Here is a 21,016-nt window from a genome sequence, read left to right on the forward strand (position 1 = left end):
TTATCCTTCTTGCGGAGGCATTTGTATTAAGATTTGACGAGGCTTTGCCCCTTCTGAAGGACCAATGATTCTCGCCTCTTCAAGTTGATCTATCAAACTAGCTGCTCTAGCATAACCAATCTTAAGTTTTCTTTGTAAGAAAGTCGTAGAAGCATTCCCTGTCTGTAAGACAAGAGTTTTTGCTTGGTTATATAGCGGATCTCTGTCTGCTGAATCATCTCCTACAAAGTCTTCATAAGTATCAAATGAAGGAATGACATATTTTGTCGGGAATCGAGAACATAGATCTTTTATGACTTTATTAATGTCTTCATCACAAATATAAGCTCCTTGAGCGCGAACTGCTCCAAAAGAAGAAGGAGAAACAACTAACATGTCTCCATTTCCCATGAGATTTTCTGCTCCAGGTTCATCTATAATGATTTGACTATTCACTTTATTAGCTACTTTAAACGCAATGCGGGAAGGAAAGTTTGCTTTAATCAATCCTGTAATTACATCACGAGAAGGTCTTTGTGTGGCTAAGATTAAATGAATGCCAACAGCTCTTGCCATTTGTGCTAAACGAATGATAGGTGTTTCTATATCCTGAGAAGAAGAAAGTAAAAGATCAGCAAGCTCATCGATAATACCGACAAGAAAAGGCATTTTTTCTGGAATTTCTTTGTCAAAAGAAGTTTCTACTTCAATGTTGCGCTCACGAGAATTAAAAGCCTGAATATTTCGAAGACCCAAAAATCTTAAAATTTCATAACGAAGTTCCATTTCTTTAACGAGCCAGACTAGAGCACTATGAGCATCACGAGATTCTGTGATCACAGGAGTTAACATATGGGGTAATTGAGAATACCCAGTGAGCTCTACTTTTTTCGGATCGACAATAACAAGTTTGATGTCAGAAGGTAGTGTTGTCATAATCAGAGACATGACAATCGTATTGATACAAACGGATTTTCCTGACCCCGTCGTTCCCGCAATAATTAAATGAGGCATCGTTGCTAAGTCTGCCCAGAAGTTATCGCCATTGGCCTTTTTCCCAAGTAAAAGAGGAACCTGTAGCTTATGATTTTGTTTTTGATAATCTTCTAATAAGTCGCGGAAATTTACCGGTTGAGGATAAGGGTTAGGAATTTCAATGCCAACGGCAGCCTTCCCAGGAATGGGTGCGATAATACGAATGCTAGAAGCTTGCAAATTCAAAGCTATATCATTTTCTAAAGCCTTTATTTTTTGAACCTTTACACCTGTATGAGGCTGTACTTCAAATGCGGCTAGCGTAGGACCGAAACAAATATTCCCAATATCAGCATCTATTCCAAAACTTTCTAAAGTTTGTTGTAAAAGCATGCCTTTTTTTTGAAGTTCTTCACGAAGAGACTCTGGTTTTGAATTGTCGCTTTTACTCAACAGATGGTATTGAGGTAGCTCGGAACTCCCTCCGCCAAATGTTGATAAATCCATAGGGGGAGATTTTTCAACTCTCTTACTTGGTCGGGGTAGGGATTGAGGTAATACAGTAATCTTAGATTCTTTCTGAGCTGTATTTTGTGGTTTCGTGAATGTAGATAAAATACGTTTTTCAGGATGAGGAGCTAGGAAAAGAGTTGCTTTGTCTGAAGATTCTTGGGGAGTTATATGTTGATCATCAAATAGATCTCCCTTTTCTATTGGTAGCGAAACAACTGGAGTCGGAAGTTTCCTTGCATCATTCCTTGCTATGGGAGCACAAGGAACTTTAATTGAAGGTTTAGGGAGATAATTCTGCTTGTTAGTTAGTCTTCTTAAAATACTTTTGCAAATGCGCCAACAGGCTTGAAATCTGTTTTTGAGGAATTTTTGCAGAATTTTTTTTTTAATTAGGACTATACCTCCACAGAGATAAAAAATAGAAAAGAACAATATAAATGAAAAGATAAGACCAGTACCCACCGAACCAATTAAATGTTTCAAACAGAAAGATTGTCCGGCATAAAGAATATAAAAAGGAATGCCCCCTAAATAAGAAACAGGAGGATTAATTCCTAAAATAAATTTAGGAAGACGGGCGTCTAAAATATGAGGTAATACTTGTACTGGAGAAAACATCGATAGCAATATCGCGGAACAGATAGGAATGCATGCAAATGCAAGTGCTTTACGATGTAAGATCTTTGAAGGTGTTTTTCTTATATTTAGGAAGGATAACCATAAGAAATAGGGTGGGATAAGAAAAGACGCTGCTCCGAAGCAATATAAAAGAAAGGAACTTAAAGACCACCCAAGCAATCCTATCCAATTTTGGGTACAAGGTTGAGTATTATGAAAACTCCATAAACTCAATCCTGAGAAACAAGCCAAAAACAAATAGATGCTTGCCCTAACTGCGAAGGGAATCGAAGGAAATAAGACAGATTTAGATTTTTGTCGCTCTCTTACCATGAATAGACACAAGGTTTTTAGTAGAGTGAGAATTTATTCTAATACTTGGTTATAGCAAGAATTGCAAAAGAAACAAAGAAGATAAAGAAGGGCGAACGACGGGGCTTGAACCCGCGACCTTCGGAACCACAATCCGACGCTCTAACCAACTGAGCTACGTTCGCCACAAGCTATGAAAGCTAAGAGAAAATATTATCCCGACGATAATATTTATCCAAGACAAAAAGCCTATGATCTCAAACATAATTCGCTAGTTAAAGCTAATTGGGCTTCAAATAAGACAACTACTTAAATCATTTCCTTTCGCAAGAATCTGTATACCTCCCGAATTCTACCAGAATAATTCCCTATCTTATGAATGATAGATAACCTATCTCTTTCTACAGATTTAAATCATAGGGGAGGCAAGAGTCTCTCTTAATTAAGGGAAATGTTTCCAAATTATATATAAGAATAGTTCTGGGAATAAAAGAAGGGTGTGGAGTGCTTTCGAGAGCCGGATCTCTATACCTTAATAGGAAATTAGAATTTACAATTTCAGCGACAACAGAAATCAAATTTTTTTTACATAATAAAATTTGTTTTAGGGTGTTTCTCGAGCTGTTTAGCGCGAAATAGAGTTTTGATAGGTTTATATCAAGCTTGGAAACAGGTAGATTTGAGATCGAAAAATAAAATAATGAGAAAAAAAGAAATGAATTTTTCTGGCTCTGACAGTGTTGTGAGGGCATAAATTGGATTTAGATAATTTTCAGTTTTAAAAAAGTGCAGCAAAATATGTTGCATAAATAAATGCCGTTTATATAAGATATTGATTTCTTCTTCACCGCGGAAAGCGAAAGAAGGAAGAGTCCACACTTCGATGTGGATGCGCAAATGAGGGTTCGGCATAGCCGATCTTCTCTTCTTAACAATGCAAATGAGATAGAATGCAAGCCAGTATAAAGAATGCTTGTTCGGATTTTTAAAATCCGTTAATTTTTAAATTTATTTTTTCTGAGAATTTGATCTTGGTTCAGATTGAACGCTGGCGGCGTGGATGAGGCATGCAAGTCGAACGGAATAATGACTTCGGTTGTTATTTAGTGGCGGAAGGGTTAGTAATACATAGATAATCTGTCCTCAACTTGGGAATAACGGTTGGAAACGACCGCTAATACCGAATGGGGTATGTTTAGGCATCTAAAACATATTAAAGAAGGGGATCTTCGGACCTTTCGGTTAAGGAAGAGTCTATGGGATATCAGCTTGTTGGTGGGGTAATGGCCTACCAAGGCTTTGACGTCTAGGCGGATTGAGAGATTGACCGCCAACACTGGGACTGAGACACTGCCCAGACTTCTACGGAAGGCTGCAGTCGAGAATCTTTCGCAATGGACGAAAGTCTGACGAAGCGACGCCGCGTGTGTGATGAAGGCTCTAGGGTTGTAAAGCACTTTCGCTTGGGAATAAGAGAAATTGGCTAATATCCAATTGATTTGAGCGTACCAGGTAAAGAAGCACCGGCTAACTCCGTGCCAGCAGCTGCGGTAATACGGAGGGTGCTAGCGTTAATCGGATTTATTGGGCGTAAAGGGCGTGTAGGCGGAAAGGAAAGTTAGATGTTAAATCTTGGGGCTCAACCCCAAATCAGCATCTAATACTATCTTTCTAGAGGGTAGATGGAGAAAAGGGAATTCCACGTGTAGCGGTGAAATGCGTAGATATGTGGAAGAACACCAGTGGCGAAGGCGCTTTTCTAATTTACACCTGACGCTAAGGCGCGAAAGCAAGGGGAGCAAACAGGATTAGATACCCTGGTAGTCCTTGCCGTAAACGATGCATACTTGATGTGGATAGTCTCAACCCTATCCGTGTCGTAGCTAACGCGTTAAGTATGCCGCCTGAGGAGTACACTCGCAAGGGTGAAACTCAAAAGAATTGACGGGGGCCCGCACAAGCAGTGGAGCATGTGGTTTAATTCGATGCAACGCGAAGAACCTTACCTGGGCTTGACATGTATTTGACCGCGGCAGAAATGTCGTTTTCCGCAAGGACAGATACACAGGTGCTGCATGGCTGTCGTCAGCTCGTGCCGTGAGGTGTTGGGTTAAGTCCCGCAACGAGCGCAACCCTTATCGTTAGTTGCCAACACTTAGGGTGGGAACTCTAACGAGACTGCCTGGGTTAACCAGGAGGAAGGCGAGGATGACGTCAAGTCAGCATGGCCCTTATGCCCAGGGCCACACACGTGCTACAATGGCCAGTACAGAAGGTAGCAATATCGCGAGATGGAGCAAATCCTCAAAGCTGGCCCCAGTTCGGATTGTAGTCTGCAACTCGACTACATGAAGTCGGAATTGCTAGTAATGGCGTGTCAGCTATAACGCCGTGAATACGTTCCCGGGCCTTGTACACACCGCCCGTCACATCATGGGAGTTGGTTTTGCCTTAAGTCGTTGACTCAACCTGCAAAGGAGAGAGGCGCCCAAGGTGAGGCTGATGACTGGGATGAAGTCGTAACAAGGTAGCCCTACCGGAAGGTGGGGCTGGATCACCTCCTTTTAAGGATAAGGATAACTGTCTTAGGACGGTTTGACTAGGTTGGGCAAGCATCTTTTGAAAACTTGTATTCTATTTCTTTTGCATTGTTAAGCGTTTGTTTTCAAAACATTCAGTTTACGATCAAGTATGTTATGTAAATAATATGGTAACAAGTAAATTCACATATAATAATAGACGTTTAAGAATATCTGTCTTTGGTGAAGTTAACTTGCATGGATCAATAATTTACAGACCAAGTTGTTAAGAGCTATTGGCGGATGCCTTGGCATTGACAGGCGATGAAGGATGCGTTTACCTGCAGTAATCTTCGGCGAGCTGGTATAAAGCTATGACCCGGAGGTATCCGAATGGGGCAACCCGGTAGATTAATCGTCTACCATTATATGCTGAATACATAGGCATATAAAGCGACACCTGCTGAACTGAAACATCTTAGTAAGCAGAGGAAAATAAATCAAAGAGATTCCCTAAGTAGCGGCGAGCGAAAGGGGAGAAGACCAAACCACATCATTGGTGTGGGGTTGTAGGGTCGATAACATGAGATCTTAAGTTTTAGTTGAATACTTCTGGAAAGTAGAACGATACAGGGTGATAGTCCCGTAAACGAAAGAACAAGAGACTCTATTCGATACCTGAGTAGGGCTAGACACGTGAAACCTAGTCTGAATCTGGGGAGACCACTCTCCAAGTCTAAATACTAGTCAATGACCTATAGTGAACCAGTACTGTGAAGGAAAGGTGAAAAGAACCCTTGTTAAGGGAGTGAAATAGAACCTGAAACCAGTAGCTTATAAGCGGTCGGAGACCTATAGCTTCCTCGGAAGCAATGGTTGACGGCGTGCCTTTTGCATGATGAGCCAGGGAGTTAAGTTAAACGGCGAGGTTAAGGGATTTACATTCCGGAGCCGAAGCGAAAGCGAGTTTTAATAGAGCGTATAGTCGTTTGATTTAGACACGAAACCAAGTGAGCTATTTATGACCAGGTTGAAGCATGGGTAAGACCTTGTGGAGGACCGAACCAGTACATGTTGAAAAATGTTTGGATGAGTTGTGAATAGGGGTGAAAGGCCAATCAAACTTGGAGATATCTTGTTCTCTCCGAAATAACTTTAGGGTTAGCCTCGGATATTAAGCTTTTGGGGGTAGAGCACTGAATTCTAGCGGGGGCCTACCGGCTTACCAACGGAAATCAAACTCCGAATACCAAAAGCGAGTCCGGGAGATAGACAGCGGGGGCTAAGCTTCGTTGTCGAGAGGGGAACAGCCCAGACCGCCGATTAAGGTCCCAAATTTTATGCTAAGTGAGTAAGGAAGTGATGATTCTAAGACAGTTGGAATGTTGGCTTAGAGGCAGCAATCATTTAAAGAGTGCGTAACAGCTCACCAATCGAGAATCATCGCGCCAATAATAATCGGGGCTCAAGCATAAAACCGACATCGCGGGTGTATATTTTATATATACGCGGTAGGAGAGCGTAGTATTCAGCAGCGAAGGTATACCGTAAGGAGTACTGGAGCGGATACTAGTGAAGATCCATGGCATAAGTAACGATAAAGGAAGTGAAAATCTTCCTCGCCGTAAGCACAAGGTTTCCAGGGTCAAGCTCGTCTTCCCTGGGTTAGTCGGCCCCTAAGTCGAGGCACAAATGCGTAGACGATGGAGCAACAGGTTAAATATTCCTGTACCACCTAAAACTTTAGCAATGGAATGACGGAGTACGTTAAGCACGCGGACGATTGGAAATGTCCGTATCACAATGAGACTGGTTAGTAGGCAAATCCGCTAACATAAGGTTAGGTTGTGGTTAAGGGAAATCTTCGGAGGAACTGATAGTGTAGCGCAATGCTTTCAAGAAATAATTTCTAGCTGTTGATGGTGACCGTACCTAAACCGACACAGGTGTGCGAGATGAGTATTCTAAGGCGCGCGAGATAACTTTCGTTAAGGAACTCGGCAAATTATCCCCGTAACTTCGGAAGAAGGGGAGCCTTCTAGGGTGATTACCTTTACGGTATGAGCTCCGGGAGGCCGCAGAGAAATGGCCCAGGCGACTGTTTAACAAAAACACAGCACTATGCAAACCTCTAAGGGGAAGTATATGGTGTGACGCCTGCCCAATGCCAAAAGGTTAAAGGAATATGTCAGCCGCAAGGCAAAGCATTGAACCCAAGCCCTGGTGAATGGCCGCCGTAACTATAACGGTGCTAAGGTAGCGAAATTCCTTGTCGGGTAAGTTCCGACCTGCACGAATGGTGTAACGATCTGGGCACTGTCTCAACGAAAGACTCGGTGAAATTGTAGTAGCAGTGAAGATGCTGTTTACCCGCAAAAGGACGAAAAGACCCCGTGAACCTTTACTGTACTTTGGTATTGATTCTTGATTTGTTATGTGTAGCATAGCCAGGAGACTATGAACACTCTTCGTTAGGAGAGTGGGAGTCATCGTTGAAATACTGGTCTTAACAAGTTGGGAGTCTAACATAATTCCATGAATCTGGAATATGGACATTGCCAGACGGGCAGTTTTACTGGGGCGGTATCCTCCTAAAAAGTAACGGAGGAGCCCAAAGCTTATTTCATCGTGGTTGGCAATCACGAGTAGAGCGTAAAGGTATAAAATAGGTTGACTGTAAGACCTACAAGTCAAGCAGAGACGAAAGTCGGGCTTAGTGATCCGGCGGTGGAAAGTGGAATCGCCGTCGCTTAACGGATAAAAGGTACTCCGGGGATAACAGGCTGATCGCCACCAAGAGTTCATATCGACGTGGCGGTTTGGCACCTCGATGTCGGCTCATCGCATCCTGGGGCTGGAGAAGGTCCCAAGGGTTTGGCTGTTCGCCAATTAAAGCGGTACGCGAGCTGGGTTCAAAACGTCGTGAGACAGTTTGGTCTCTATCCTTTGTGGGCGCAGGATACTTGAAAGGAGCTGTTCCTAGTACGAGAGGACCGGAATGGACGAACCAATGGTGTGTCGGTTGTTTTGCCAAAAGCATAGCCGAGTAGCTACGTTCGGAAAGGATAAGCATTGAAAGCATCTAAATGCCAAGCCTCCCTTAAGATAAGGTATCCCTATGAGACTCCATATAGACTATGTGGTTGATAGGTTGGGTGTGTACGCACAGTAATGTGTTTAGCTAACCAATACTAATAAGTCCATTGACTTGGTTTTTATCATATAAAAAGCTCAATAGGCTTTTTTGTTGAAATAAATCGATCGATGTAAGTTGATACTAAAGACCCTCTTAAGCGTCTATTAGTATACGTGAATTGTTACGTTACAAGAATTTGCTTGGTGATAATGGAAAAAGGGACACACCTGACCCCATTCCGAACTCAGAAGTTAAGCCTTTTATCGCCGATGGTACTATACACAAGAGTATGGGAGAGTAGGTCGTTGCCAAGCTTTTAGTTATTTTGACTCGTAAATTGAGTTTTTTATAAGGAGAATAGAAATATTCTCCTTTTTTTTTGCTCGCATTCTTTTTGATGCTTGCAAAATAAATTCCTTTGGATATAATTTCCTCCCAAGTGAAGTGACTTATTTCACTCTTCTTAAGTTATTTAGTAATTTTGGTATCAATAATGCATAAGTACAAGCGCGCTTACAAGCGGTGCCTAACTGCCTAGGCAAATGTATTGAGATACTCCGTTAAGGGTATTTCTAGATTCTCAAAGAGAACTAGTCCCTAAAAGTTATTAAATAGTTTCATTGTTTTTTCCCTTACTAACGGTCCTCAAACACACTGAACTCCGAGTTTTGTTTTTCGGAGATTATAAAGTCGTACTTTTATTTATTTGACTGATTTTTGTTCAGATCTCATGGGATTTTCTATTTTTTACCTATGAGATAAACGTGTAAGAACACCCATTAATTTTATGTCCACCCCTATACGTAATTCTAATCCGGATAGATTCTTAGGATCTATCCCCCAATATTCTTTTGAAAATGAAGGAGCATCATTCTCGAATCGATCTAGTTTACTGAGTAACATCTCTTCTAGTGATTCTGAATCTACTCTAGAATCTAATGCAACAGAATCTCTTCTACTTAGTGATATACAATCTATACAAGACTCTATTAATACGACGAGTATTGCTCCAGAGAGTCCAGAGGCATCGTTAGTCTCCGTATCCATTACTTCAGAATCAGATGTTAGCTACGGAGACTCTACATATTTATTTGCCCACGGAGTGCCATCCTCTACAAATAGACACCAAGTGCCTATTTTTGAGGCTGTTTATGAAAGTTATACAACATCACCTACCCCGGCGCCTTTGGTCGGAGTCGGATATACAAATGGAAGTCAGTCGGGATATTACGGAGCTCAAAATGAGGCTATGCATTTGAGCCAATTATTAGGAGGTAGAGAAGTTGTAGGAATCTATAATGATGGAAGTGGGGGATTCTCATCATTTTTCTGTAGAAGAGATCCAAATCAGATGTCCCCAGTTTCTCAAGCTATCTTAGATACTTGGGATGCTTTCTTTGCTTCTCATCCTGGAGGTAGTGTTTTTATTCATTATTTCTTTGGAAATGGCGCTGAGCATGTTCAAGAAGCCCTTCAACACACAAGACATGCTCGTAACATAGTTTTAGTAGGGATTTGTCCTTCGCATTATCCTAATCACCCACGATCTTTTTATTTTCGAGTTCCTGGAGATTTCTTTTCCTGTATGGATGCTGAGGGATTTTCAAGGTCTGGAGTAACAACGCTCCCATACTCCTCGGCAAGTTTAGGTTTTTTCTGGGTGAATTTTTATGATCCTGCTTTTAACAATGCTATTGTGAACGCATTTATGTTAACTGCGGGAGTGGATTCTGTTACTACTAATGTTGTTTCTGAATCTAGTGTGATAGAGATTGGTGAATCATCGCTATCGAATGGAAATGATCAACAAGAAGGTTTCGGAGTTGTGGGTTATAGTGTTCAAGGAGTCTCTATAACACGCTCTTCTAGCCCTAATGTATTTGCTAGGATACAGACATTAATCAATATGCCAGACTCTGATGTTCAGGCTGAAGAGATAGCCTTGCCTCCTCAAAACTTTCTTGATAGATCTGCAGAAGTTGTTACTAATATCATGAGAGTTTCTGACGCAGTGTCTATTGTATGGATTTTCCCTATTATTGATACGACTTTGAACGGCTCTTTATTAGCTGTAAGCATCCTCTTTTTTGGTATTGATGGCATTTGTAGTGTCTTTTTAATGTTAACAAATCCTCGTGCTAGAAGAGAAAGATACCGAAATATGCGTATAGCAGCTTTGTGTTTTCGTGCTTTTGGCCCTATTGTAAATCTATACGACGTTATAAATAATATTCGTATGGCTGCGCGTTCTACTACTACACAATGCACAGTAGCTTTATATGGTTTAGTGACTTTCTTTGGATGGACCATGCTCGGTCGGGATCTGTTAGAATACGCTGCTCCCGGACTTCGTGATGTCTTATTTAACCGATGCTTGAGGTGGTTTGGAAATACTGGGGAAGATCAAAATGATGAACAAACAGAATCTCATAATAGAGGAAGAGTGAGAGTTCGTCGTCAAAATGTTGATAACCACTATAGAGTTGTTGGGATTGTGAACACAGCTGTATTTGGAATTTTCCTGACTTTTCTATCAGCAATGACAACACTGGGAGGTTTAGAAGTCGCTCCTAGTTGTCGAAATAGTTCAAATTCTAGCGAACTTATTCCTATTATTCCAAATGACCAGACGACTTTTTACGGAGGATTTACCAATAGTCGAGCTTATGCAATTAGCCAAGCCACACATATGGTCTTTAGTTTCCTCGCCATGATGATCTATGTCATGTCATTAATTCGAATGTTAAGATCTAATAACCGATAAAATATCTATGGCGAAAAAACCCTAAGCTACGTACTAGCTTCCGAAATCATCGAGAACTATAGAAGATCGCTCTACACCGTAGTTATCGAGTAATTTTAAAATACTACTGTTGTGTAGTGGCGGGCCACATACATAATATAAGTAGTCTTCGGGATTACTCAGTTTACTGAGTTGACCAAGCTCAAAAGCTCGGAATAGAAAATTCGTTTTCTCAGGATTATTCTTATCCCAACCTGAGGCGATATCTTCAGGAAGAGGCTCTGACAATACCAAATGGTAGTGGAAATTAGAAAAGTCCTTCTGTAATTTTTCGTACTCTTCTTGATAGATATTTTCTTTTAGAGAGCGTGCTCCGTACCATAAGGTAATTTCTCTTGTAGAATGCTTATCTAATAAGAGATCTAAAATATGGCTTCTACCGAACGAAGAACCCGCACCACCGATTAAGAAAATCAGGGGACGGTTGTTTTCTTTCATGAAAGATTCTCCATAGGGACCAGAAACAGTAATCTTGTCTCCAGGTTTTAATGAAAAAATATACGATGAGCATATTCCCCAAGGAATCTCTGGATTCGGAGCATTATTAATAAAAGGTGGTGTTGCAATACGAATATTGAATTTAATAACAGGAAGCTCTGCAGGATATGAGGCTAGAGAATACGCCTTATTTGCAGAGTCTGATTCTAGGAGACTGTTGTCTATAGTTCGATCAAATAAATTAAAGTGTTCCCAATCACTGTAGTATTCAGGAGCCATGGTTTGCTTCCAATCGGAAGTATTGGTTTTATATGCGGGAACGCTAATTTGTAGATATCCCCCGGGTTTAAAGGGAATAGGATGTTCAGGACTAACAGATACAACAAGTTCTTTTATGAATGTTGCTACGTTATCATTAGAAACCACCGTACCTTCCCAAGAAGAAGCATTTAAATAACGTTCTTCTATTTCCAAACACATGTCATGTTGAACTTTTGTTTGGCAGGAAAGACGCCAACCTTGTTCTAGCTGCTGCTTCGAAAAAGTAGCGCGATCTGTTTCTAAGGGTTGATCAGCATTTTTTACAATTTTTACCTTACACTGTTTACAAGTAGCTTTACCTCCGCATGGAGAAGGTATAGGAATACCCGAATCTAAAAGGGAAGATAACAGAGTATGACCGCTATCTACTGTTTTAGTGAGAGAGTCATCATCATTAATTTTTAGCTTGCAAGGATGAATTTTAACTAGAAATTTTCGGGAAATAAGAATGATCCCAGAAAGTATCAAACCTATAACACAAAATACTAGACTAGCAATGCTGATGAAATATAGGCCTGAAAGCCAAGTCATGATCCTAAAAATCCTCGACTTCTTTGAGTAGCTTATGGTGTCAAGTTATAACTTGGCTTATAAAAAATCAATGTAGATCTCTCTAATATCACAGAAAGTAAATGTCTATATCTTAAAGCTTATGCTTTAGTTCCATCGGGTTTCAAAATTTCAGAAATTGCTGCTTTTAGCATTTCGATTTTCCCAGAGGTAATGTTAAGAATTACAGTATGTTCTCGGATTTCGTCAATAGTTCCTAAAATCCCCATAGCAGTAACTTTATCGCCTTTCGCAAGTTCATTTTTGCGTTTTTCCATGGCTTTTCTGCGTTTTTGTTCAGGACGCCATAAAATGAAGTAAAAGAACAAAATGGCAATACCCAGCATTACAGCGGGTTGAGCAAAAGTACTTTTTACTTGAGTGCCTTCTTCATCAGCAAGAAGAGATGACGAACTCAACAGAAATAAAAAACACATGAATAAACGAGATAACATTAAACCACCTTTACTTCGGTTATTTCAGCGAAAGGTTAACATAATAGGAAGCGTACGTTCAATGCTTTTCCTAGAGGTTATCCTCTCTTTCTAGCAAAATAATATTTTCTAAGTGCGGAGAATGGGGAAATTGATCCAAAGGTTGCACTTTTTTGATACGATAACCTGCAGAAATTAAACTGCAACATTCCTCAAACTGTATTTTAGGATTACAGGAAATGTAAATAATTTTTTTTGGAAAAATTCTCAGAAGATATTTAAGAACTTTATTTTGCATTCCACAACGTGGAGGATCGATAACAACTACATCTGGAGGAGGGCAGTCTTGATGTCTTCTACAAAATGTTTTTACATCTTCTAGATGCACTTCAATGAGATTTTCTTTTTTATTTATTAGGATATTTTCTTTTGCAGAATCTACAGCGTCTGGGACAATTTCTACTCCTATAACCTTTTTGACGTAGGCGGAGAGCATAATGCCTATAGTTCCTGCACCACAATAGAGATCGAGTAGTGTTTCGGATCCTTGTGGATTCATAAACTCTTTAGCAATTTCAATGATTTTTGCTCCTTGAAGACTTTGAGGCTGAAAGAAGCTTCTAGGCCGCACATGAAACACCCCAGAATTACCATCTTTGGGTAGTGTTAATGTTTGTTCAATAAATGGTTCCCCATGAATTAAGTGAGAACGAAAATATGTCGGAGCATTTTTTGCGCTGACTTTTTCTTCCCAAACAATAGAGATAATAGGGAGATTAGAAGTTATGAGGGCATTTTTCCATTCCTCAATAAGTTCTTTCCTAACAGCATACTCTTCTCTTGCAGATGTGGTTAAAATAACCATGAGTGTCTGTTTTGGATTTCCGATACGCACAGTAAGGGTACAGAGAGAACCTTTATTAAAAGGAGGATAGTAAGCTGTAAGTTCAGGATGATTATCCCACCAACTGCGTGTAAGATTTAGAATATCGACAGCATGTTCATGAATCATGAGACATTCTGTAATAGCAACACCCTGTTTAGGTTTTGTAGGCGTAATAAATCCTAGACTTTTCTTTCCGTCATTTGTTTGAAAAAATGAGAATTCCATCTTATTTCTCCCACGTAATATTGGGTCGCAAGGAATCACGGGAAGAATTTCTGCAGGAGGAAAAATAGGAGAAAAAAGTTCGTGTAAAATGAGTTCTTTAGTTTTTAAAGAATCAGCATAGGCAGTTTGAGGTGAAGAACATCCTCCACAAATGCCTAGATGTTTACAATTCATTACTGCAGGCATGGCCCACCTTAAAGTAGGGTTTTATGTAAAACTTGTCACGCACCTGCAGGAATATAATAAGGGTAGGGTGTTCTGCAGATAAAAATTACTGCAGAATTTTATCATAAGGAATGCTTTCTGGGGATAATCTTTTGAAAAGAGGGAAGGAGAAAAAATGAGGGCAAGTTATAAAATATAATTACCCTCTAAAAACCAAGACAAGGAAAAAATTATTTTCTTAGGGAGCGAGATTTAGAGATTTTTTTGGCTTTTGCTTTTGCTGGAGTCTTTTTTGCAGGGGCTTTTGCTTTTACTTTTGCTTTCGCTTTAGGAGCGGCTTTAGCTTTAGCTTTTGGTTTAGCTTTTACTTTTGCCTTAGGCTTAGGTGCAGATTTTGCAGGCTTTTTAGCGGCAGTAGCTTTTTTAGCTTTTGTTGCAGGCTTGCGTTTCATCAAACCAGACTTTTCAGCTTTGATCGATTCTTTTCTATAAAGCTTAGCAATTTTCTCTAGTTTGATGGAGTCGGTACGTACTCGCTGAGCTGCTGCTTTATTTCCTCTTTCGGCTTTGTCTAAGTCATGTTGGATACTTTCCAACAGATCTCTCATTTTTTTTGCCGTATCTTTTAGCGCCATGAAAAGCGTCCTCTAGTTGTTGTTTTAAACTATTTTTACTTGTTTTAATTTTTAATTAGTTTGTTTGTTCAAATTCATGCAACAATTTTTTTAGAGAAAAGAAAATAGGGAATCATTTTTACTTTTTTTAATTTTTCGTACTTCTTTGTTTGTCAGTATGTTAGTTGATGTAAAAGATGAAGTCTTTTTTTGGAAGAAGTAAACTTTTGATTTCCATTAATGAGGTTTTTTTTTGTATTTTTTAGACAGTGTTGAGGTTCTATCACTATTTAATTTATAAAAAAATTTCAAAAAGAACTTTCTTTTTTAGTAATAGTGTCTTTTCCTATACTTTTGGTTTGCATATAGTTTGTTTTTTTGAACTATGCGAATTTTTTTATATTTCCTGCCAGTACTATGGTAGAGAGAAATCTATCATGAAAGTATGTCTTCGCGCGTGTGTATGCGTTTTTCAATTTTGTTTAATTGTGAGTGTAGGGGTTGTCTGTGCGGCTCCAACTCAGCAATTGTCTTTCGGCCATTATTGTGCAGATTTACATACAGTATTGAAGTCAGGAACTGATTGTGATGAAGCTTTTTCAGCATTTGTAGAACGTATAATTTCTGAAAAAACAGTGTTATCCCCTAGAGATTGGGAAACTGTAGCATCATTAACGCGTCAGTACGTACAGGTGAAAATAAAACAAGACGATAGATCAACAAGTAAAGATATAGTAAGAAAATTATTATCTGTAGTTACAATTCCTCCTCATATCAGATCTGAAATGCGTCTTGCCTGGCAGAGATTGAATCCTGATGGTGTTTCTCTTAGAGATTTGATAACACAATTTCATAATATCGGCAGTGGTAGAGAAACTTTAGAAGATAATCTTCTTCTTCAGCTCTATAGTATGACTTTACACAGTAGTTATGAGGATCGAAAACAAGAGATTCTCGTAATGAAGGAAAGAGGAGATTACGATGAAGCTTTAAGATTGTGTGAGAAACTTTCTTATAATGTTGAAGCAGGTACATGTAGTCCCCATCCTGATGTTATTGACATAGAGAAGATTTTTCTAAGGAAAATAGTTTTAGGGTTAAAAATTGAGAAAGCTCGAGAGGCTAAGGTTTCCTGCGAATCTTTATTATTACCCTATTGTCAGGCTGAAAAAGACTATGCACAGTCTATTGATAAGCTAGTATTGAGAATAGCACAGGGAGAAGTGCAACGTGCTCATGAAGTTGATGTACTTCTTCTTGCTCATGCTTTGTATACGCTTCCATGGAATCAAGAAGAGGGTATTCGTGAATTAGAAGTTCTTATAGATCATGGAAACTATTTACAATCCACATTACTTTATTACGGGTACTTTTCATTATTAGAAATCTATCATCAGATCAAAAATTTCTCAGATATGCAGAGGCTATTAGTTGCTGGAGAACCTATATTTGTTTCAGGACATCCTTATTTCCCAGAATATAGTTTCTTCTTAGGTTGCTATAGCTATGAAAAACAAGACTTCATGAGATCCCGAGAAATTTTCTTATCTACTTTAAGTCATGCTTCTAGATTGGGAGTAACTTTAGCTCGAGTATATGAATATTTAGGATGTATTTCTTGCCGACAACAAAAATATGGCGATGCTGAGGATTTTTTCCTTAGGGCCTATAAAAGTTGGAGCCGTGAAGAGGCGGGTTTAGGATTGTTTCTTACCTATGCTCTTCAAAAAAAAATCGATGCTTGTAAAGAGTTCAGCTCTAAATCTCATTTTTCATTTCTACATCGTAAGATTCTCAAATCTCTGGATGCGTTATTTATAAAAACAGATCACACATCTTCATCTAATGTTGTTAAGGTCTGTGAATCATTAAACAGTAACAGTAGGGTATCTATTGAGGATCTCTATCACTATTTTATCTATGATATGATAAAGCGTTGTGAAGTTCGTAACGATAGTCCTATACTTTCCCTCATTGATCTGCACATAGATCTATCTGAACAAAAGTATTTAGAAAAAGCTAAAGAAAGCGTGGTGGATAGTGAATATAGTAGAGCTTTAACTTTATGGTTAGCATTTCGTCGTGGGGAACTAGTTAAAGAAGTGTCTCCTACCATGGCGATAGATCCATCTACATCGCTAGAAGATCTCGCGAAATGTTGTTTTGCTTCTTTATATTATAAAAGTCCGCAATCTTGTGCGTCGCTAACAAGTGTCTTTTCTCAAGAACGTTCTTCTCTACAATCTACTGTTAGGTTGGTTTGGGCATTAACGAGAAGGTTTAGTGAGAATCTTGATCTCTATTGTGATAATCTAGACCTTCGTTTGTATGGAGATCGCTTGTATCTTCTTGCCTATGATATAGAAGACTATCTTTCCGGGAAAGATATCGCCCTATTTCATTTGTCTCGTTTTCAAGAACTCTTCCCTCATTCCTCGTTATTGTCTTTGGTTTATTATCTTCAGGGATATGTGGAACCCTCACTAATTAGGAAAATTAGTTGGTTTATAAAAGCTCTAGATGAATTTTCAGAAGTAACTCTATCTGGAGAAAATGCTAAAGCTTGGACATATATATACTATACTTTGAAGTTAGATCTTGCTGATGCCTATCTTGCATTTGGAAATACTTCACGGGCTATTGAGGTTTTTGAAGAGATAAAAGGAGATTGGCAAACACCCAATCATCCGCAGGTGGTCCTTATCGAGGAAATTACCAATCGGGTCGCTATGGAAATGCGTTGGGTATCGGGACTCGCTTACGCTTATGAGAAACTTAATGAAAAAGAAAAGCTAGCTCAGCATCTCCTAGATCATATTGAAAAAAGACTACTCGAAATGTCTCCGCGACGGGAATATTTCGGAGAGATGTTAACTACAACGCTTTCTCTTTGTGAACGTTTCCTTCCTTTAAATAGCAGCGACAGCACGATAGGCTGAAGCTACACATCTATTTAACCCTGGTCCTGAAAAGTTCTGTCCTACAATTTTTAGATTATGAGGAATAGAAGGAAGTATCTGCTTTTTCATTTCTAGGAATCCTACGCAATGCTGGGGAAGACCCTCTTCTGGGGAGAATAATGAGAATACATCAGGTTTTGTAGCAATTCCTAGATATTCAGAAATTGCTGCTAAAGAAAAGGCATAAGCTTCTTCGTCATGCCAGCGATCTTCTAATAATAATGAGATGACTGTTTTCCCAGGCATCTGTTGGGGGAAGACTTCGGTATTATAGACAATACCGAGTAAGGGAGGTTCATCTGCCAAGAGCATCCCATAACCTTTCGGAATAGAAGGAGGATTCTTATCCCATCCTAAGGTTACACAAGAAAGATCCCAATGAAGTATTTTATTAGAGAGGTTCTGGATACCAGGAATATCAATAAGAGAGGGAAGAGTAGTTGTAGGCCCTGTATAGATTGCTAAATCTGCTGAGAATGTTTCTTTTGCAGTTGACACTACAACTTCCTTGGGGAAACAATCTATCTTTGTGACAGGTGAAGAGAATTTCCATTTCGCTGGGATTTTCTTCACTAAAGTATCAATAAGAATACCTAAATTCGGACGTAGAGAGGCAAGATAAGGAGTATCTTTATTTTGTTTCTTCGAAAATTCTTTCAGATAACTGCGTAATATAGATCCCGTTTTTGCTTCGCGTTGAGAAAGAGTCGGAAAAGCCATATGCGCAGAAAGTACATCGCTATGTCCTGCACGAATTGCTGTAACAACGGGATTTAACACATTATGAATAAGACTTGTTGTACTGTGACGACGTAAAAAATCATAAACAGAACTATCTTTTGTATATCGGGAGGCGAAGAGATCTTTGACCATGGCAAAGGGTAAGCCCTCCTTTATCAATGTCCAAGGAGAGACTTTGCGAGTTTTCCCTTTATAGCGGATAAAACGTTTTTTTGCTGTTTTATCACTAGCTATGAGGAAATCTTGTAATTCTAGATCATGGATTAATCCGAGAGTATATTCTCCTTCTCCCCGCACTAAAAAACCTTTGGGACCGAGATCTAACGGAAAATCTTTTTGATGATCTGTATAGATAAGTCCTCCAGGACAATCTGCCTTATCTATAATCATAAGTTCGCTATTAGGGAATTTTCTATGTAGCCACCACGCTGTGGCTAATCCTGAAATTCCCGCTCCTATAACAATGACTTTTCTCATATAGATCTTGAAAACCTAGGGCTTGAAGAAACAGTTTTTAAGAAATACGCATCAAAAGCTGTAGCAATTACACGTACAAACAGCTCTCCTAGTGGAGTTACAGTAAGAAAAGAAGAGCTATTTTGGATTAATCCTGTCGTTGCCATGCCATCTATCCGTTCTTGACTTTCGGAAAAATACTCATCAAAATGATAGCCAAAAAGATCAGAAAATTCTTCTTTAGATACAGAAAATGTACACATGAGCTTATGAATTACCCATTTTCTTATTCTATCATCTTCTGAGAGAATCTTACTTTTAATTGTCGCTAAAGATCCTGAAAGAATTGCTTCGTGATACGATTCTAGGGTTTTTGCATTTTGTAAATATATACCCCGAATAAAACTAGTTGATGTCATTCCTAACCCTATAAGATCTTCTTCTGGAGGTAAGGAATACCCTTGGAAATTGCGAATTAGTGTTTTATTTTTAAAAGCTATGCTTAAAGGATCTTCGGGTAGAGAGAAATGATCTAAACCAATTGCCTGATAGCCCGACTTCGTTAATGTATGTCGTGCGTAAGAATATATAGCGAACTTTTCCTCCATCGAAGGCATATCACTTTCTTTCATAGCTTTCTGATGAGGCTTTATCCAAGGAACAGAAGCAAACGAAAACAAGGCTAAGCGATCGGGACGCATCTTTAAGATATCAGCAATTGTTTGTGAGAATGTTACTTTTGTTTGTTTAGGGAGTCCATAAATCAAATCTATATTTATACTCTCGAAACCTAGCTCCCGGAATTTTTCATAAGCATAAAGAGATTCTTCATAACTTTGACGACGTCGTACAGCTTCTTGAACTGCAGCTTGTGTATCTTGAATTCCTAAGCTCACACGATTAAATCCTAGCGACTGGATAAATTCAGCTTTTTCACTATCATTCCTTAAAGAACGCGGATCAAATTCGATGGCAATTTCTTCAACTTCGGAAAGATCAAATAAACGATGGATGTGAAAAAATAACTTCTCGAACAGTGTTCTAGATAATCGGCTCGGAGTTCCTCCTCCGAAATGAATCCGTGAAGTTTTCCGTTTCCCTCCTAAAAGAGTATTAACAAGTTCCATTTCTTTAATAAGAGTAGAGATATAGTCTTCTACAATGTCTTCGCGACGATTGATTACTACAGAGCAGCCGCAATATAGACACATAGACTGGCAGAAAGGAATATGAAAATATAGTGATAAGGGATGGTCATCTTCTTGGAGACGTTCAAAAGCAAGATATGCAGGATTGGCATCGGATGATTTCCATTCCAAAGCTGTTGGATAGCTTGTGTATCTCGGTGCAGGTTGATGGAGACCTTCTAAGAAGTTGAAATTGACGTTAAACATAATACCGCAGCTTGGACGTTTTCTAAGGGAGTTTCAGGAAGAATGCCATGACCTGAATTGAAAATATAGTTAGGTTGATATTTCAAAGTGGTAAGGTATTTTTCAAGATGAGCAAGAAGTTCATCCTGAGGAAGTAGAAATAGTGCGGGATCGATATTTCCTTGTAAAGATCCTGGATGTGCGACTGTTTTATAGATCTTATTAAGATTTACATGGTAGTCGGGGTGTAGTGTATCTGCACCTGTGGAATAGAGATCTAAAAAGTTTTCATCGAAACAACGGCAAAATAAACTTATAGGGGAGGAGACTTGTCGCTTTAATTGAGAGATGAGTTGTGTGTTTGGTGCCGTCACATATTGGGAAAATAATTGTGAGGGTAAACGTAAACTCGAAGATTCAAATAGCTGAATGGCTGAAGCCCCAGAACGAATTTGTTCTTTAAGATAAACGACTGTTCCTTCTGTTAATTTCTTGAGCAAGGCATCGAATCTTTCAGGATATTGATAAAGAAAGGCCATCGTTTTTGGGAAGTCTTTAGAAGCTCCTCCATCTAAAAGATAGCTTGCCATGGTGAAAGGAGAGGCAGCAAAAGCGATTAAAGGGACTTTTAAACGTTTCACAAGATTTCTAATTGCGTCGAGAAGATAGGAAAATGTCTCTTGAGGATCTTTTGTGAAAATCAATTCTTGATGAGGAGAAAAAGAGATTTGTGGGCCAGGAGCGAAGTCATAAGAGATATTGAAACCATCTAATAGTGAAAGAATATCAGCAAAGAGAATCGCTGCATCTACTTTTAGTAAACTCGGTCCTAAAAGAGTTGCTTCGGTAATTGCTTCTGTATTGTGAAAAAAAGCTTTCAATGTTTGGGAGCCTTTCAGCTCTTTATATTGAGGCATGTATCTTCCTACCTGTCGTAAAAACCATACAGGTGGCCGTGTAGTTTTCGGCTTTATAACGTCGTAAAATCCCGACATAACG

The 21,016-nt window shown here is 39.2% G+C and carries 10 protein-coding genes, 1 tRNA gene and 3 rRNA genes; 5 read left to right on the forward strand and 9 right to left on the reverse strand.

Features of this window, described 5'->3' with window-relative positions:
- Both O6937_RS02140 and O6937_RS02145 read right to left on the reverse strand, forming a co-directional pair.
- Entirely contained in the window at positions 1 to 2,418 is a 2,418-nt protein-coding gene (locus O6937_RS02140; RefSeq protein ID WP_332390031.1) for an FtsK/SpoIIIE family DNA translocase, read from the reverse strand.
- A gap of 90 nt (positions 2,419 to 2,508) precedes the next feature.
- Positions 2,509 to 2,582: transfer RNA gene (locus O6937_RS02145), tRNA-His, on the reverse strand.
- Positions 2,583 to 3,410: 828 nt separating this feature from the next.
- Between O6937_RS02145 and O6937_RS02150 the strand changes: the two genes are divergently transcribed.
- From O6937_RS02150 to O6937_RS02165, 4 genes are all read left to right on the forward strand, one after another.
- Positions 3,411 to 4,962 (forward strand): 16S ribosomal RNA (locus tag O6937_RS02150).
- A gap of 230 nt (positions 4,963 to 5,192) precedes the next feature.
- Positions 5,193 to 8,132 (forward strand): 23S ribosomal RNA (locus tag O6937_RS02155).
- Between the two features lie 119 nt (positions 8,133 to 8,251).
- Positions 8,252 to 8,366: ribosomal RNA gene (rrf, locus tag O6937_RS02160) — 5S ribosomal RNA — on the forward strand.
- Together the 16S, 23S and 5S rRNA genes form the textbook arrangement of a ribosomal RNA operon.
- Before the next feature lie 473 nt (positions 8,367 to 8,839).
- Positions 8,840 to 10,816 (forward strand): DUF687 family protein, encoded by a 1,977-nt coding sequence (locus O6937_RS02165; RefSeq protein WP_332390032.1) that lies wholly within the window; start codon positions 8,840 to 8,842, stop codon positions 10,814 to 10,816.
- Between the two features lie 33 nt (positions 10,817 to 10,849).
- On the opposite strand, the gene nqrF is transcribed toward O6937_RS02165, so the two are convergent.
- The 4 genes from nqrF to hctA form a co-directional block, all read right to left on the reverse strand.
- Positions 10,850 to 12,145 carry an NADH:ubiquinone reductase (Na(+)-transporting) subunit F gene (nqrF, locus tag O6937_RS02170; protein ID WP_332390033.1) on the reverse strand — a complete coding sequence of 432 codons (1,296 nt, stop codon included), beginning with the start codon at positions 12,143 to 12,145 and terminating at the stop codon, positions 10,850 to 10,852.
- A gap of 119 nt (positions 12,146 to 12,264) precedes the next feature.
- Positions 12,265 to 12,618: a preprotein translocase subunit YajC gene (gene yajC / locus O6937_RS02175; protein WP_011006839.1), complete on the reverse strand. Its 354-nt coding sequence runs from the start codon at positions 12,616 to 12,618 to the stop codon at positions 12,265 to 12,267.
- A 70-nt stretch (positions 12,619 to 12,688) separates the two neighbouring features.
- Positions 12,689 to 13,894, reverse strand: a complete 1,206-nt coding sequence (locus tag O6937_RS02180) for a class I SAM-dependent RNA methyltransferase (protein WP_332390034.1) — start codon at positions 13,892 to 13,894, stop codon at positions 12,689 to 12,691.
- Between the two features lie 209 nt (positions 13,895 to 14,103).
- Positions 14,104 to 14,508, reverse strand: coding sequence for a histone H1-like protein HctA (hctA, locus tag O6937_RS02185; protein WP_332390035.1), 405 nt, complete (start codon positions 14,506 to 14,508; stop codon positions 14,104 to 14,106).
- A gap of 416 nt (positions 14,509 to 14,924) precedes the next feature.
- On the opposite strand from hctA, the gene O6937_RS02190 reads away from it, so the two are divergent.
- Positions 14,925 to 17,426 carry a DNA-binding protein gene (locus tag O6937_RS02190; RefSeq protein WP_332390036.1) on the forward strand — a complete coding sequence of 834 codons (2,502 nt, stop codon included), beginning with the start codon at positions 14,925 to 14,927 and terminating at the stop codon, positions 17,424 to 17,426.
- Here the strand turns inward: O6937_RS02190 and O6937_RS02195 are convergent.
- Genes O6937_RS02195 through hemE form a run of 3 tightly spaced genes read right to left on the reverse strand, consistent with a single transcriptional unit; the run spans position 17,397 to position 21,012 of the window.
- On the reverse strand, positions 17,397 to 18,665 hold the full coding sequence (locus tag O6937_RS02195; RefSeq protein ID WP_332390037.1) for a protoporphyrinogen oxidase: 1,269 nt from the start codon (positions 18,663 to 18,665) through the stop codon (positions 17,397 to 17,399). The two genes, O6937_RS02190 and O6937_RS02195, sit on opposite strands and share 30 nt — an antisense overlap.
- The gene (hemN, locus tag O6937_RS02200) at positions 18,662 to 20,038 is read right to left on the reverse strand and encodes an oxygen-independent coproporphyrinogen III oxidase (protein WP_332390038.1); all 1,377 of its coding nucleotides are present in this window, start codon (positions 20,036 to 20,038) and stop codon (positions 18,662 to 18,664) included. The genes O6937_RS02195 and hemN overlap by 4 nt, the downstream gene beginning before the upstream one ends.
- Entirely contained in the window at positions 20,011 to 21,012 is a 1,002-nt protein-coding gene (gene hemE / locus O6937_RS02205; protein WP_332390039.1) for a uroporphyrinogen decarboxylase, read from the reverse strand. Before hemE ends, hemN begins: the two co-directional genes overlap by 28 nt.
- Positions 21,013 to 21,016 lie beyond the last annotated feature (4 nt).

The sequence above is a fragment of the Chlamydia sp. 04-14 genome, from assembly GCF_036632095.1.
Taxonomy (GTDB): Bacteria; Chlamydiota; Chlamydiia; order Chlamydiales; family Chlamydiaceae; genus Chlamydia.

Bases quoted from the DNA above. Each gene is read 5' to 3' on its own strand.
- hemN (WP_332390038.1), bottom strand. From the start codon at position 20,038: ATGTTTAACGTCAATTTCAACTTCTTAGAAGGTCTCCATCAACCTGCA.
- yajC (WP_011006839.1), bottom strand. From the start codon at position 12,618: ATGTTATCTCGTTTATTCATGTGTTTTTTATTTCTGTTGAGTTCGTCA.
- O6937_RS02180 (WP_332390034.1), bottom strand. From the start codon at position 13,894: ATGCCTGCAGTAATGAATTGTAAACATCTAGGCATTTGTGGAGGATGT.
- O6937_RS02165 (WP_332390032.1), top strand. From the start codon at position 8,840: ATGTCCACCCCTATACGTAATTCTAATCCGGATAGATTCTTAGGATCT.
- hemE (WP_332390039.1), bottom strand. From the start codon at position 21,012: ATGTCGGGATTTTACGACGTTATAAAGCCGAAAACTACACGGCCACCT.
- O6937_RS02140 (WP_332390031.1), bottom strand. From the start codon at position 2,418: ATGGTAAGAGAGCGACAAAAATCTAAATCTGTCTTATTTCCTTCGATT.
- O6937_RS02190 (WP_332390036.1), top strand. From the start codon at position 14,925: ATGAAAGTATGTCTTCGCGCGTGTGTATGCGTTTTTCAATTTTGTTTA.
- O6937_RS02195 (WP_332390037.1), bottom strand. From the start codon at position 18,665: ATGAGAAAAGTCATTGTTATAGGAGCGGGAATTTCAGGATTAGCCACA.
- hctA (WP_332390035.1), bottom strand. From the start codon at position 14,508: ATGGCGCTAAAAGATACGGCAAAAAAAATGAGAGATCTGTTGGAAAGT.
- nqrF (WP_332390033.1), bottom strand. From the start codon at position 12,145: ATGACTTGGCTTTCAGGCCTATATTTCATCAGCATTGCTAGTCTAGTA.